This is a genomic window from Micromonospora globbae (assembly GCF_036184225.1).
GTDB classification, from domain to species: Bacteria; Actinomycetota; Actinomycetes; order Mycobacteriales; family Micromonosporaceae; genus Micromonospora; species Micromonospora globbae.
Genome location: NZ_CP108084.1, coordinates 3,737,086 through 3,752,092 on the forward strand (window position 1 = coordinate 3,737,086; position 15,007 = coordinate 3,752,092).

General features: G+C 75.1%; 10 protein-coding genes. 4 read left to right on the forward strand and 6 right to left on the reverse strand.

Going from position 1 to position 15,007, the window contains the following annotated elements:
- Positions 1 to 5: 5 nt before the first annotated feature.
- Positions 6 to 1,823, reverse strand: coding sequence for a stealth family protein (locus OG994_RS16535; protein ID WP_328850240.1), 1,818 nt, complete (start codon positions 1,821 to 1,823; stop codon positions 6 to 8).
- A gap of 510 nt (positions 1,824 to 2,333) precedes the next feature.
- On the opposite strand from OG994_RS16535, the gene OG994_RS16540 reads away from it, so the two are divergent.
- The gene (locus tag OG994_RS16540) at positions 2,334 to 3,251 is read left to right on the forward strand and encodes a DNA-3-methyladenine glycosylase family protein (RefSeq protein ID WP_120329382.1); all 918 of its coding nucleotides are present in this window, start codon (positions 2,334 to 2,336) and stop codon (positions 3,249 to 3,251) included.
- Positions 3,252 to 3,258: 7 nt separating this feature from the next.
- Here OG994_RS16540 and OG994_RS16545 read toward each other — a convergent pair whose 3' ends face one another.
- Positions 3,259 to 3,471, reverse strand: a complete 213-nt coding sequence (locus tag OG994_RS16545) for a hypothetical protein (protein WP_328850241.1) — start codon at positions 3,469 to 3,471, stop codon at positions 3,259 to 3,261.
- A 136-nt stretch (positions 3,472 to 3,607) separates the two neighbouring features.
- On the opposite strand from OG994_RS16545, the gene OG994_RS16550 reads away from it, so the two are divergent.
- The 3 genes from OG994_RS16550 to OG994_RS16560 all read left to right on the forward strand — a co-directional run bounded on the left by OG994_RS16550 (position 3,608) and on the right by OG994_RS16560 (position 6,911).
- Complete coding sequence (locus OG994_RS16550; protein ID WP_328850242.1) at positions 3,608 to 4,723, forward strand: ATP-dependent DNA ligase; 1,116 nt, start codon at positions 3,608 to 3,610, stop codon at positions 4,721 to 4,723.
- 34 nt (positions 4,724 to 4,757) lie between these two features.
- Positions 4,758 to 6,341, forward strand: a complete 1,584-nt coding sequence (locus OG994_RS16555; RefSeq protein ID WP_328850243.1) for an alpha/beta hydrolase — start codon at positions 4,758 to 4,760, stop codon at positions 6,339 to 6,341.
- Between the two features lie 117 nt (positions 6,342 to 6,458).
- Positions 6,459 to 6,911 (forward strand): GNAT family N-acetyltransferase, encoded by a 453-nt coding sequence (locus OG994_RS16560; protein WP_328850244.1) that lies wholly within the window; start codon positions 6,459 to 6,461, stop codon positions 6,909 to 6,911.
- Positions 6,912 to 6,948: 37 nt separating this feature from the next.
- On the opposite strand, the gene OG994_RS16565 is transcribed toward OG994_RS16560, so the two are convergent.
- The 4 genes from OG994_RS16565 to OG994_RS16580 all read right to left on the reverse strand — a co-directional run bounded on the left by OG994_RS16565 (position 6,949) and on the right by OG994_RS16580 (position 14,832).
- A complete protein-coding gene (locus OG994_RS16565; RefSeq protein ID WP_328850245.1) occupies positions 6,949 to 7,743 on the reverse strand; it encodes an ABC transporter ATP-binding protein in 795 nt (264 codons plus the stop codon).
- A complete protein-coding gene (locus OG994_RS16570; protein ID WP_120329376.1) occupies positions 7,740 to 8,735 on the reverse strand; it encodes an ATP-binding cassette domain-containing protein in 996 nt (331 codons plus the stop codon). Before OG994_RS16570 ends, OG994_RS16565 begins: the two co-directional genes overlap by 4 nt.
- 1 nt (position 8,736) lies before the next feature.
- Positions 8,737 to 11,445 carry an FtsX-like permease family protein gene (locus OG994_RS16575; RefSeq protein ID WP_328850246.1) on the reverse strand — a complete coding sequence of 903 codons (2,709 nt, stop codon included), beginning with the start codon at positions 11,443 to 11,445 and terminating at the stop codon, positions 8,737 to 8,739.
- Positions 11,446 to 11,637: 192 nt separating this feature from the next.
- Positions 11,638 to 14,832, reverse strand: a complete 3,195-nt coding sequence (locus OG994_RS16580) for an FtsX-like permease family protein (protein WP_328850247.1) — start codon at positions 14,830 to 14,832, stop codon at positions 11,638 to 11,640.
- Positions 14,833 to 15,007: the final 175 nt, after the last annotated feature.

The window sequence follows — 15,007 nt, forward strand, 5'->3', positions numbered from 1 at the left end:
GCCCCTCAGCCGTCCGGCCGGCGCAGCACGGCCTGGAAGTCGGCGACCGTGTTGAGCAGATTGTTCGGCAACGTCGGCGCGTCGATGGGGGCGGGGCGTCGATTACCGGGAACGGACCGGTACGACCGGCGCCACAGGGCCGTGGCGCCCACCTTACGGCGCTCGGCCACCACGTCGTCGGGCAGCTCGAACGGCGCGGGGAAGGGCAGGTAGCGCGGCAGGAAGTCGGCCAGCATCGACTCCTGCTCCGCCCACGAGCGGGGGTCGGAGTCGGTGTCGTTGAGGCAGAACACGTCCCGGTTGCGGTTGACCAGCAGCTCGGCGAGCCGGGCCGGCGTCGACGGGTGGCCGAGGTCGGCGTACTCGTACTCGATGTCGCCGGGCACGGCCTGCGCCGTGAGGTACGCCCAGTACTGGTGCAGGGAGGACGGGATCGCCAGGTCCCCGGGGTGGCGGAAGCGGTGCGCGGCCGTCTGGGTCACCTCGGTCTGCAGCACCTGCTCGATCTGCTGCATGATGCTGCGCCGCAACGCGAACGGGGTGTGCTTCATCTTCTGCGTGATGGTGACACCGAACTGCCGCTGGATCTGGCGGCGGTTGTTCTTGCCGGCGGCGTTCACCGGCAGGTCACCGGGCTTCGCGTCACCCAGCCCGAACTGCGCCGGCGACGGGAAGAACTTCGCGATCCCGTTGGAGTGGAAGAAGTGAGTGGGCAGCAGCGGCCGGCCGAGGAACACGTCGTCGTTGAGGTAGAGGAAGTGCTCGGCGAGGCCCTCGATGCGGTGCAGCCGCGACTCGATGGCGTGTGAGTTGAACGACGACCGCCCGCCGAGGTCCGCGAACAGCTCGGCGTGGGACACCACGGTGACCATCGGGTGGTACGGGTCGAGCCAGCTCGGCAGCTGACTGTCCGTGATGAGGAAGATGCGCCGGAGCCAGGGCGCGAAGCTGTGGAGCGACCGCATGGAGTAGCGCAGTTCGTCACGGTTGTGGTAGCGCGACGAGTTGGCGGCGACGGCGTGCAGCGGTCCCCCGGCGTCGTGCAGCGCCGCCCGCTTCCGCTCCAGCCACTCCGGGTCGGACCCGTCGACCCAGGTGTAGACGGCGTCGATGGGGAAGCCCACCCGGTCGAAGGCCCGGACGGCCAGGTCGCGGCGGGTGCCGTAGGTGTGGTCGTCCGCCTCGGGTACGAAGTGGCTGAGCAGCGCCGCGGCGACGCGGACCGGCTCCGGCTCGACGGGCGTCTCGTCGATGACGGCGTTGTGCCTGGGGGCGCGGACGACGTCGCCGTCGCGCGTCCAGAACTCGATCTCGCAGGCGAACTGCGAGCCCAGCACCACGTTCGCCCGCGCGTCCGTCACCGGGAACCACACCTGGAACACCTCGGTCGGCGCGAGGTCCGGCTGGTGCCGGCCGGGCCGCACCTCCACGGTGCGCACGTGGGCGCCGGACAGCACCGGGGCGGAGGTGAGGGTGCGCCGCACCGCCTCGCGCTGGTCGGCGACCACCGCAACCGTGCTGCGCAGGTGGTCGTCGTTGCGCAGGCAGTGGTAGCGGATGCCGGCGGCGTCCAGCGCGGCGGTGACGGCCGTGAGGTTGCGGTGCCACATCTGCAGGGGCGTGGCCGCGGCGACCACCTCGGCCCGGGTGCGGACACCCCCGTCGTCGACGGTCACCCGCGATCCGATCGGGTGGACGGTGTCGCCACCAGACGGGCGGACGAAGGTGCGCACCAGGCCGATCCGGCGGTGCGCCGGCAGCATCTGCACGAGCCGGCGCCGCACCGGGGAGGGCAGCAGCCGGTAGAGACGCAGGGCGATCATTCCACACACCGTCCGAAGGCGACGGACAGTTCGACGGCCGACACGGTCAGCGCCGGGGAGGCCACGCCGACGGGACCCGCCACACCCTGCCTCGCGACGTCCCCTGAGCAGGCATCGCCGACCGCCTTCCTCCGTGCATCCCCGTTCGTCGCCGTCCGCGGGCCGCCGTACGAGCGGTCCACGACCTCGGCCACGGACGAACCGTCCCGGCTCCGGGCCGGGCTGGCAGCGCCGGGGCTCGGAGCATCGGATCGAGGGGCGACGTCGAGACGGTAGCAGCGCGTCAACCGGTGGGCCATCAGCTGTTCATTAGTTCGTCGGCTGCATGCGGCCTGACGCGTACCTATTTATGGGATTAGGCCCGATTCATTCGTTATATTCCACCAGTCCGAGGGACGCGCGGCTGCCGGTTCGGCCGATCCAGGTACGTCCCCAGCGACGATGGCCGACGGCCATCCGCGGCAGTACCCGCAGGACAGCCGACGGCCGGGAGTCTGGCACAGTGGCGGGATGACCGGGACGCCGCCCACCGCCAGCCGGGTGCTGCACCCGCCGGCCGGCTACCGGCTCGCGGCCTCCGTCCGCGCGCTCACGTTCAGCCCGTACGACCCGTGCGCGCGCATCGTGGCGGGCACGTTCTGGTTCGCCACCCGCACGCCCGACGGTCCCGCGACCCTCGCCCTGCACCCGGAGGCCGGGGACCTGCGGGCCGAGGGGTACGGCCCGGGCGCCGGATGGGTGGTCGAGCGCGCCGACGCCATCGCCGGTCTGCGCGACGACGTGACCGGCTTCGCCGCCCTGGCGGCGGCACACCCGCTCGTCGCCCGGTTGGCACGCGAGTACCGGGGCGTACGGATGCCGGCCACCGGTCTGGTCTTCCCCCGGGTGCTCCGCGCCGTCTTCGAGCAGAAGGTCACCGGCAAGGAGGCGTACCGCGCGTACGCCGCCACGGTCCGCCACTTCCGGGAACCCGCGCCCGGCCCGCTGCCGCTGCTGCTCCCGCCGGAGCCGGCGGCCGTGGCCGCCACGCCGTACTGGGTGTTCCACCCGTTCGGCGTGGAGCAGCGCCGGGCCGAGACGCTGCGGCGGGCGGCCGCCGTGGCGGACCGCCTGGAACGCTGTGGGGACGCCGCCGAGGCGACCCGCCGGTTGCGCGCCGTGCCGGGCATCGGGCCGTGGACCGCCGCCGAGGTGGTCCGCGTGGCGTACGGCGACCCGGACGCGGTCAGCGTCGGCGACTACCACGTGCCCAACACGGTGGCCTGGGCGCTGGCCGGTGAGCCGCGCGGTGACGACGCCCGGATGCTCGCCCTGCTGGAGCCGTTCCGCGGTCACCGCGGCCGGGTCTGCGTCCTGCTGGAGGCCGCGGGCGTGCAGGCCCCGAAGTACGGCCCGCGCGCGCCCATCCGCTCCTTCGCCCGCTTCTGACCCGGGCTCAGGCCGCCTCGCGGAGGTCGGCGAGGGTGACCGGCGTGCACCGGCGCAGCAGGTCCTCCAGTTCGGGGATCGAGCCGACCTCGCCGAGCACGTTCTTCCCGCCGCCGAACTGCCGGGGATAGCGGTGCGACAGCCGGTAGCGGTAGCGGCCGCGGACCAGCTCCACGCTGACCCGGTACCGCCCGCAGCACGCGCAGCTCCACTCCGGCACCCGGCGAAAGTAGCTCTGACCTGCGGTTTCCTGATTCCGGCGCGGAGTGAGGAGGGGGACGACGGCGGACACCACGCCCAGTACGCAGCGGTGATGTGCCTCACGGTTGTCGGTGCCGTCTGGTTGACTGGTCGCCGTGGAGCTGCCGATCAACCCGCCGGTCGAGCCGATGCTGGCCAAGAGCGTGCCGCGGATCCCCACCGCGCCCGGGATGACGTACGAGCCGAAGTGGGACGGCTTCCGGTGCATCGTCTTCCGCGACGGCGACGAGGTCGAGCTGGCCAGCCGTGGCGGCAAGACGATGACCCGCTACTTCCCCGAGGTCGTCGAGCAGGCCCGGCGGCAGCTGCCGGAGCGCTGCGCCGTCGACGGCGAGCTCATCGTGATCCGCCGCGACGGCCCGGGCGGCCAGCCGCGGCTCGACTTCGAGATGCTGGGCCAGCGCATCCACCCGGCCGCGTCGCGGGTGAAGCTGCTGGCCGAGACCACCTCGGCCGACTTCGTGGCGTTCGACCTGCTCGCCATCGGCGACGAGGCGCTGCTCGACCAGCCCTACCCGCAGCGCCGGGCCCGGCTGGAGGCGGCGCTGAAGGGCGTACGCCCGCCCGTGCACGTCACCCAGGTCACCACCGACCCGGACACCGCGCACCGCTGGTTCGACGTCTTCGAGGGCGCCGGGCTGGACGGGCTCATCGCCAAGCCGGCCGACCTGCCCTACGAGCCGGGCAAGCGGCTCATGTTCAAGGTGAAGCACGCCCGCACCGCCGACGTGGTGGTCGCCGGCTTCCGCTGGCACAAGTCCGGCCCGGTCGTCGGCTCGCTGCTGCTCGGCCTCTACGACGACGACGGCGTACTGCACCACGTCGGCGTGAGCGCGTCGTTCAGCATGGCCCGCCGGGCGGAGCTGCTGGACGAGCTGGCCCCCTACCGGGACGTCGGCGGCGAGCACCCGTGGGTGCACGGCGACCACGAACGCGGCCAGCGCATCCCCGGCGGTGTGAGCCGGTGGACCGGCACGAAGAACCTCGAGTGGGAGCCGCTGCGCCCCGAGCTGGTGCTCGAGGTCGGCTACGACGCGATGGAGGGCGACCGCTTCCGCCACACCGCCCAGTTCGTCCGCTGGCGGCCCGACCGCGACCCCCGCTCGTGCCGCTACGACCAGCTCGACCGCCCGATCCGGTACGACGTCGACCAGGTGCTGCGGGGCGACCCGGCCACCACCGTGGAATCCCCCGCCACCGGCCCGGCGTAGCCTGGCGGCGAGACGATCACGGAGGACCCACTCGATGCCCCGCACCGACGACCGGATCCGCCGGGTCCGCCGCGCCCTGGCCGTGTTCGCCGCCACGGCACTGCTCACCGCCGGCTGCACCCTGCCCGCGTTCGCGCCACGCGCCGAGCCCACCGGCGAGGCGGCGGCGCCGGGCACCGCGCCGACCTGGCGGGCGTGCCCGGAGGTCGCCGACCAGCTCGTCGGCCAGGGCGCGCCGAACATGCGCTACGAGTGCACCCGCATTGCGGTGCCGCGCAACTGGGGCACCGGCACCGGCGCCACCACGGGCCCGGGCGCCGGCGAGACCTTCGAGATCGCCCTGCTGCGGGCCCGCTCGACCAAGCAGCGGGACCGCATCGGCTCGCTGGTCATCAACCCGGGCGGGCCGGGCGGCTCCGGGGTCGACACGGCCGTCTACCTCTCGTTCGGGTCGGCGTTCGGCGGCCTCCCCACGACGGTCACCGAGCGCTTCGACATCGTGGGCTTCGACCCGCGCGGGGTGTCCCGCTCCAGCCCCGTCAAGTGCATCTCCGACGCCGACCTGGACGCGAGCTTCGGCTACGACCCCGATCCCCGCAGCCAGGAGTCGTTCGACGGGATCGTCGCCCTCAACCGGCGCATCGGGCAGGGCTGCGGCCAGAAGTACGGCGACCAGTTGCCGCTCTACGGCACCGAGCAGGCCGCGCGGGACATGGACGCGGTCCGCGCCGCGCTCGGCGACGAGAAGCTCACCTACCTGGGCTACTCGTACGGGACGCTGCTCGGCGCCACGTACGCCCAGCTCCACCCGCAACGGGTGCGGGCGCTCGTGCTCGACGGCGCGGTCGACCCGAAGCAGGGCCTGGTGGCCGGATCGGAGAGCCAGGCGAAGGGCTTCGAGCGGGCGTTCGGCAACTTCACCCGCTGGTGCGCGGCGAACGCCGGCCGCTGCCCCATCGCACCGGACGCACGGGCCGCGGTGACCGACGCGATCGACAAGGCGCGGGTCTCGCCGGTACGCGGCGCGGACGGGCGGGAGGCGACCGCCGGCTGGGTGTTCTACGCGATCATCTCCTCCCTCTACACCGAGCCCGGCTGGCAGGAGCTGGCCCGGGCCATCGACCGGCTCGAGGGCGGCGACCCCACCGACGTGTTCCGCCTCGCCGACGCGTACGCCGGCCGCGGCGACGACGGCCACTACTCCAACCTGTTCGACGCCAACCTGGCGATCAACTGCGCCGACGAGGACGAGAAGCCGAGCCTCGCGCGGATTCGCGAGCTGCAGTCGCAGTGGCGGGAGAAGTACCCGCTGTTCGGGCCGGCGCTGGCGGTGGGCATGCTCGCGTGCGCCGAGTGGCCCGGCGGGCGGGATCCGTACCCGACCGGCCCGGCGGTCGGCGCCCCGCCGATCGTCGTGGTGGGCACGACCGGCGACCCGGCCACCCCGTACGAGCAGACGCAGGCGCTCGCCTCGATGCTCGGCGTCGGGCGGGTGCTGACCTGGGAGGGCGAGGGGCACACCGCCTACCCGCAGACCGCCTGCATCACCAACGCCGTCGACGCCTACCTGATCGACCTGACCGTGCCGCCGCAGGGGCAGCGCTGCCCGCCGCGCTGACCCGGGCCGGGTCCCGGCCACCGGGCGGCGCCCGGCCGTCGGGCCGGCACACGACCACGCGCGGCGGGCCGCCCGGCCGACGGGCACCGGGTTCCGCCGATGTGCCAGGCTCACGGCATGACTGACGTGATCTTCCGCGAGGCGGTCCGGGCCGACCTGCCGGCGATCGTCGCGCTGCTCGCCGACGACGTCCTCGGCAAGGCGCGCGACTTCACGCAGGTCGACGACGCGTACGAGAAGGCGTTCGCCGACGTCACCGCCGACCCGCGCAACCAGTTGATCGTCGCCGACTCCGGCGGTGAGCTGGTCGGTTGCTTCCAGATCACCTACATCCCCGGGCTGGGCCGCCACGGCGCCGAGCGGGCGCTGATCGAGTCCGTCCGTGTCCGCTCCGACCTCCGCGGCCAGGGGCTCGGCCGGCGGATGATGACCTGGGCCATCGACCAGGCCCGCGAGCGGGGCTGCGGGCTGGTGCAGCTCACCACCGACAAGTCCCGCCATGACGCGCACCGCTTCTACACGAGCCTCGGGTTCGTGGCCAGCCACGAGGGGATGAAGCTCCCGCTCTGACCCGCCGGCCGGCGGGGGCCGGCGGGCCGGGCCCGGGTCAGGCGTCGGAGAGGCGGCCGTCGCGCAGGGTCAGCGTACGGTCGGCCAGCTCGATGAGCGCCGGGTCGTGGGTGGCGACCAGGATGGTCGTGCCGCGCGCGTGCACCACGGCCCGGAGCAGGTTCATGATCGAGCGTCCGGTCTCCGAGTCGAGCTGACCGGTGGGCTCGTCGGCGATCAGCAGGGCCGGCTCGTTGGCCAGCGCCCGTGCCACGGCCACCCGCTGCTGCTGCCCACCGGAGAGCTCGTACGGCCGCTGCGCCGCGTGCCCTCCGAGGCCCACCAGTTCGAGCAGCATCGCCACCCGCTCCTCCCGCTCGGCGGCCGGCACCCGGGCCAGCCGCAGCGGCACACCGACGTTCTCGGCGGCGGAGAGGATCGGCACCAGGCCGAAGGTCTGGAAGACGAAGCTGACCGTCCCCCGCCGCAGGTCGAGCAGTTCCCGCTCGCCGGCGGCGGTCACGTCGTGCCCGGCCACCACCACCCGGCCGCTGTCCGGGCGGTCGAGCCCGCCGATGAGGTTCAGCAGGGTGGTCTTGCCGGCGCCGGACCGGCCCCGGATGGCGAGCAGCTCCCCCCGTGCGGCGGTGAACGACACGTCGCGTACGGCGTGCACCGCGTGCTCACCCCGCCCGAAGGTCCGGCTCACCCCCTCGACCCGGACCACCACGTCGGTGGCCGGCGCGGCCGTCGCGCGCGACCGGCCGTCGGCCGCCGTACCGTCCCAGCCCGCGTCCCGGCTGTCCGTCGCCGCCCCGGCCCGGCCGTCCGTCCCCGCGTCCCACCCGTTCATGCCTCAGCCTTCCCGTCGGTCGGGGCCTGGTCGCCCGGCCGTACCTCCACGTGGTCCGGCTCCAGGTTGAGCCGGACGCGGTCCCGCAACTCGAGCGCCTCGACGAACGCGGCCGGCAGCTGCATCCGCCCGGTCCGGTCGAGCACCGCGTACTCCTCGCTGACCAGCTCGGTGCTGCCGTCCGCGCCGACGCGCGCGGTGCGGCGTACCTCCGAGGCGGTCCGGCCGTCGCGGATCGCGACGGTCCGCCGGACCTGGGTGGCGACCGCCTGGTCGTGGGTCACGACGACCACGGTGACGCCCAGTTCGGCGTTGATGGTGCGCAGCGCGGCGAAGACCTCCGCGCCGGTGGCCTCGTCCAGTTCGCCGGTCGGTTCGTCGGCGAAGAGCACCTCCGGGTCGTTGGCCACCGCGACCGCCACGGCGCAGCGTTGCTGCTCGCCGCCGCTGAGCTGGCCCGGCCGGCGGTCCGCGCAGTAGCCGACGCCGACCAGGTCGAGCAGCTCCCGGGCCCGCTCGCGGCGGGCCCGCCGCCCGCGCCCGCCGGCCAGCTGCATCGGCAGCTCCACGTTCTCCAACGCCGTGAGGTACGGCAGCAGGTTGCGCCCGGTCTGCTGCCAGACGAAGCCGACCGTCCGCCGCCGGTAGCTCAGGCGCCGCTTCGCCGACAGGTTGAGCAGGTCGTACCCGGCCACCCGGGCGATGCCGGCGGTCGGGGTGTCCAGCCCGGAGAGGATGTTCAGCAGCGTGGACTTGCCGGATCCGGAGGCGCCCACGATCGCCACCAGCTCACCCCGGTCGATGACCAGGTCGAGCCCCTGCAGGGCGACCACCTCGACGCCCTCGGTCTTGAAGATGCGGACCAGCCCGTCACAGACGATGTGCCCGCGGAGCCGGTCCCGGCCGCCGGCCCGCTCGGCCGCCCGCTGGGCGGCCCGCTGTTGCAGGTCGGCCAGGTCCGGCACGACCGATGTCGACGCGGTAGCGGTCATCTCAGCTCTCCTCTCCGAGCCGGAGCACCTCACCGAGGCGCAGCCGGCGGTTGTTCAGGGTCTCGACGGCGACCGCGAAGCCCAGGGCGACCGCCCCGAGCGCGACGACCGCGGCGACCAGCCCCGGTTCGAACGCCACCCGGACCGGTACGCCGCTCGTGAACGCGGACAGGCCGAGCACCGGGGTGAGCAGCAGCGGCAGGAGCGCACCCACCACCGCGCCGGTCAGCACCGCCGCGCCGACCAGCGGCGCCAGCTCGACCAGGAGCAGACCCCGCCACTGGCGGCGGGACAGGCCGAGGGTCCGCAGCCGGGACAGCACCAGACCGCGGCTGCGGGCGCCGGCCAGCACGGTGAACGCGATGGCGAGCAGACCGAGCACCGTCGCGCCGGCCGCGCCGGCGGCGAAGGCGAACACCAGCACGCCGTTCGCCCCGCTGCCGCCCACCTGCTGGCGGGCCTGCTCCCACGTGAGCACCTCCACGCCGCGGGGCCGCTGCCCGCCCGTGACGGTCCCGGTCTTCTGGTACCGGTCCTGGCCCTCGTCGCCGACCAGCCGCAACGCCTCGGCGTCGAGGTCGTCACCGCCGATCAGGAAGCCCGTCGGCACCGGCTCGCGGGGGCCGTCGGGCAGCGCCTGCCAGGGCAGCACCACGAACCGCTGCGTCTCCCGCGACACCAGCGGGAAGCTGTCGGCGGTGGCGGCCACCCGGAACTCGTACCGCCGGCCCTGCACGGCCACGAACGCCGAGCCGGTCATCTCCTGCTCGGCCAGGTCGGCGGCGACCGCCGGGGAGACCACCGCCGGCACCGCACCGGGCTGCCCGCCGGCGCCGGTCAGCGACTCCGGCACCGTGACGTCCGCGCCGGTCTCCCGCACCAACCGGGCGAGCGCCGGACCGTCCACCAGCAGCACGGCGGTGGTGCCGAGGCCCGCGTCGGTGCCGGCCTCGTCCCGGGCCAGGCGCGGCGCCGGCTCGTAGGCCACCGGGAGGGCGTCGGCCACTCCGGGCATCCGTTCCAGCTCCGCTTCGGTGTCCGGGGCGAGCCGTTCACCGCGGATCAACGCGTCGGCCGGAACGGACCGGCTCGCGGCCCGGTCCCGGCTCCCCTCGATGCCGGCCGCGACCACCGCGCAGAAGCCGGCGGTGGCGATGGCCAGCACCACCACGACCACCGGGGCCGCCGTCACGGCCCGCCCGGCGCGGGCGGTGCCGAGGAAGGCGACGCTGCCCCGGGTACGGGCCGCGATCCGGCTGACGAGCCGCAACGGCAGCGGGTACGCGCGCATCGCGAGCACGGCCACGGCGAGGGCCAGCAGCACCGGCACCGCCACCAGCAGCGGGTCCACCTCCCCGAGGGTGAGTCCCCGGCGGCGCAGCAGCACCACGGCGAGCCCGGCCAACAGGACGAGGAAGACCTCCACGGTCACCCTCCGCGCGGAGGGCCGCAGCCGGACGAGGTCCCGCCGCCCGGTGTTCCCGGACGGAACGGCGAGGGCGGCGACCGGCAGGGCCAGCGTGAGCAGCACGGCGACGCCGACGACGTACGGCAGGGTGTCCTCGGCCGGACCGGGGACCAGCTGACCGAGCAGCCAGCCCGCCGCCGCCGCGACGGGGACGACCAGCAGCGACTCGGCGAGGCTCCGCCGGGCACCGGCCACGGCGGCGCCACCTCGGGCGCGCATGAGCAGGTACTCGTCCCGTCGGCGGCGGGTCGCCAGCGCGACGGCCAGCAGCACCAGCCCGCCCAGCGTGGCCAGCACCCCGGCCCCGATCACCGCGAGCACCGTACGGGCGGCGGCCAGCGCGTCGGCGAACTCCCGCAGCGGCACGTCGGCGCCCTGCACGAAGGAGCGTCCCGGCGTGGCCTCCTGGGACATGCGCTGGAGGGCGTCGATCAACTCGTCCAGCGCCCGGACGTCCATGCCGTGCGTGCCGAGCCGGTAGCGCCAGCTGAACCGGGTCGGCCAGTCGGCGGCGGCGAGCCGGTCCAGGCCGGAGGCGTCCACGGCGCCGACGGCGACGAACGGTTGGCCGTCTCCCTGCGGTTCCTCCACCCGCAGCACCTGCGGCAGGCCCTCCCAGATGCCGTCGGCGCGGTCCCGGGGCCGGAAGACACCGACCACGGTCACCGGGACCGCGGCGGCGCCGGGCGTCGTCTCCAGAGGCGACAGGTTCAACTGGCTGCCGACCCGCAGGTTCAACCGGCGGGCCACATCGTCGGCCAGCGCCACCTGCACCGGCGCGGTGTCGGCCGCGGCGCCCTCGGGCCACCGCCCGTCGACGAGGGTGCCCGCGTCCTGGATCCCGGGAAGGGCACGCAGGCTGAGGTCGACCAGCAGGTTCCGGGCCTTCAGGTCCGGGCCGGTGAGCCGGCCCGCGACGGTCTCGGCGGTGTACCACCGCCGGTCGACCATGTCGCTCACGATCGGCGGCATCTCCTCCTGGATCCGGTCGAGTTCCCGCCGCTGGACCTCCGCCAGGGAGGTGCCGGTGTCGGCGGCGGTGAGCGGCTGGGACGAGTAGAGAAGGTCCCGCTGCACCGCCGGCGCGGTGGCCAGTTGCTCGCGCAGACCCTGCTCCGCGAGCCGGTTCACCGTCCGGGGCACTCCGTTGATGAGCAGTGTGACGACCAGCGTCAGCACCGCCAGGAGCAGGAAGTGCCCACCGTACGCCCGCACCCGGCGGACGACCGCACCGATGCTCATGCCGCCGCCTCCCACCGGTCGGCGCCGCCACGAGACTCCACCGCGCAGTGCCTGATGATTCGCTCGCTGCGCTCGCTCATGCCCCCGCCTCCCTCCGGTCGGCGCCGCCGAGCGGTTCCCGCCCGCCGCGCTGGACCATCCGCTCGCTCCCCGTGCCGTGTGCGCACGTTCCGCCCGGTCGGCTCCGCCCGGTCACCGTTCTCCCCCGATCCGCAGTTGCGCCGCCGCCACCCGCTGCCGGATACCGAGGGCGATGGACAGGCTGAAGGCGAGCGCCGCCAGCAGCAGGCCGACGGCCGTCAACCCGATGGGCAGCCACGGCATGGTGAACGCCGCCTCCGGCACCGGCCGGCCTCCGCCCGGCGTGAGGATGACGAGGGGTGCCATCGTGGCGCCCACCACGGCGCCGAGCAGCAGCCCGACGCCGACCCCGATACCGGCCAGGAGGGTCTGCTCGGCCAGCAACGCCCGGGCCAGCAGGCGCGGCCCGGCGCCCAGTGTGTGCAGCACGGCGAGTTCCGTGATCCGGTGCCGCGCGGTGGCCCAGACGTCGACCATCAGCCCGACCAGGGCCAGCAGGACCGAGCCGAGGGCGGCGGCCAGCAGCGCGAGCCGCGCCCCCCGCCAGTACGGGTCCCGGGCGGCCGCCTCGGTCACCTCGCGCCGGTCGACCACGGTGGTGCCGGACACCTCGGCCAGGGCACGTGCCGCCTCCGCGTGTCCACGATCGTCGGCGCCCAGCCACCACTCCGGCACCGGCCGCACCGTGCCCGCGGCCCGGACCAGCCAGTCGACGGCGGCCGGCAGGTCGATGAGGATCCCGTTGCCGGGGCTGGTCGGGACCGCCTCGACCTCGCCCAGCACCGTCACCGGCACCGACGCGCCGGAGAGCGCGAGGGTGACCGTGTCGCCGACGTCGACGCTGAGCGCGTCGCGTACGGCCGCGGTCATGAGCGCCGGCACGGGCGGGTTCTCGCCCGCCGGCACGACGGCGAACCGGCTGGACGGCTGGAACGCGAACCGGCCGCCGGCCCGCAGCACGATCGGATAGGCGGCGGTCAGGCCGGTGGGCGTGACGGACAGCGTCGACTCGCCGCCGTCCTCGGCGCCGACCCCCTTCCAGCCGTCGCCGAGCTGCACGGGCCGGGGCGTGCCGTCCTGGCCTTCCGCCCGCAGGTCGGTCACCTCCAGCCGGTACTCACGGCCGGCCGCGTCACCGGCGTCCGCCACGAACCCGGCCAGCCGCAGGGTGCCGGCCCCTTCCGGAAGCGCGACCCGGAACGGGGCGGGTCGACCGCTGCTCTGCGTGGTGGCGACGGGCAGGCGGAAGGCGAGCCCGTCCGCCCGGGTCAGCAGGAGGGAGACGGCGACCTCGTGGGCTCGCACCGGGTCCCACACGGGGGTGCGGACGGTGCCCGTGACGGCCCGGGTGCCCTCGGGAAGTTCGACACCGGCGGGGGCACCCCGCGCCCGGGCCATCCGTTGGAAGACCGACGTGGCGGGCTCGCCCGCGAGCCGGTCGTTGAGCCGCACCACCCCTGTCGCGTTCGCCGTGTCGAGGGCCACCACGGTGGTCGGCAGGCTGTCGCGCCCGACCCGGACCTCGTCGCGCCACGCCGGCAGCACCGCCTGCACGCCGGGCAGCGCCGCGAGTTGCCCGGCCCGGTCGTCCGGCGCCACGCCGGTGCGCTCGGTCAGCCGCAGGTCCGCCCCGACGGTGTGGTCGGCCTGTTCGGCCTGCGACCGCTCGCCCGTGCTGACCAGGGACCAGGCCAGGGTGCTGCCGCTCACGGCGAGGGCGAGCAGCAGGACGGGCCCGGCGTGCGGACGCCGTCCCGCCTGCCACATGCCGAACATCGTGGCGGTCCACTGCCGCCGGTTCACGAACCGCTCGGCGAAGCGGGTGACCGGCGGGATCAGCCGCAGCGCCACCGCGGCGCCCGCCAGCACGCCGAGCGTCGGCGCGGCGACCAGCAGCGGGTCGAGCCCGAGTTGCGCCCCGGCGCCGGCCAGCGGCGAGTCGTACTGGCGCAGCTGCATCCAGGCGAGCACCGCGAGGGCGACGAGGGCCAGGTCGAGGCTGGCCCGTTGCAGCGACGCGGCGCGCCGGGGCCGGGACCGGGCGGCCATGTCGGCCACGTACGTGCCCGCCCCGCGAAGGGTCGGCACGACCATCGCGACGAGGCACCCGGCGGCGGCCACACACGCCACCAGCCACAGCAGGGTGGCGTCGCCCCCGGCGAGCGTCAGCCCGGCGCCGGCCGGTCCGTCGACGTGCCGCAGCGCCTCGCCGGCCAGCAGCGGACCGAGCAGCGCGGCCGGCAGGACGACGAGGAACGCCTCGCGGGTGGCCAGACCGGCCAACTGGCGGCGGGCCGCGCCCCGGGCCCGCAGGAGGGCGATCTGCGGCCGGCGGTCCTCGTGCAGCAGCACGGCGACGAGCACCAGGGCGTACCCGCCGAGGACCACGATCAGCAGCAGCGGGGTGGCCAGCGACGAGCGTCCGACGAGGTCGGCCCGGGCGATCTTGTCGAACAGCCGGTCCATCGAGGTGAGGCTCTGCGCGGACGAGCCGAGGCCGGCGGCCTCCGGCAGGTCCTCGATGATCGGGGCGGCGGCGGACCAGAGGCCGGGCAGCCGGTCCGCGGCCACCGCCCTGAGGTCCGGCTCGACGAGCCAGGACGCCGACACCGAGCCCGGGAAGGTGGCCGCGAAGTCGGCCGGGTCGAGCACGAACGGGCCGTACGACGTGGTCGACTCGGCCGCGCTGCCGGCACCGACGCCCGGCGCCAACCGCCAGTACGGGTCGGTGGCGTCGCGGGGGCGCCACGTGCCGGTGAGCACCATCTGGCTGGACCGCTCGGAGCTGCGGTCGCGCACCGGGATCCGCTCGCCGGCGGTCAGGCCGAGGGTGGCCGCCACCTTCTCGGGCAGGGTCACCTGGAGCGGGTTCGCCCCGGGAACGGGCCAGGCCCCGCTGGCCAGCTCGGCGCGCTCCGGCAGGTCGTCGAGGGTGGCCAGGTTGGCGAAGACGGGGTCGTCGCCCTCGCGCGTGACCGGGCCGAGGTCGCCGGTGAGCTCCCGGCCGCTGCCGTACCGGGCGGTGCTCACGGTGACCGGCGCGCCGCCGAACGCCGCGGCGGCACGGTCGCGGACGATCCCGTCCCGCTCGGTGAACTCCGCGACGTCCTGGCCGGCCGAGCCGCTCACCAGCAGGCTGCGCTCCTCGACGGGCGCGCCCGCGAGCAGCGCCTGTTGCCCGGCCGCCACCGACCGGCGGCTGTAGTCGGAGAGCCCGGTGACCAACGCGACCGCGACCAGAGCGGCGATCACCGCGGCCGCCAGCAGCCCCCGTGCCTCGCGGGCCCGCCTCCACACCAGCTTCATCCGACGCCCTCCCCTGGCCCCCTCGGGCCGAACGCCCAGGGAAAGGGGTCACGGGGTGGAAAAGGTTCCGCCCGTTACTTGATCGTTACCGAGTGGACGGAGGAACGCCGGCCGGCCTCGGGTTCACCGGGGGCGGTCGCGGTCCCGGGAGGGCTGGACGCGCTTCGGCTCGCCG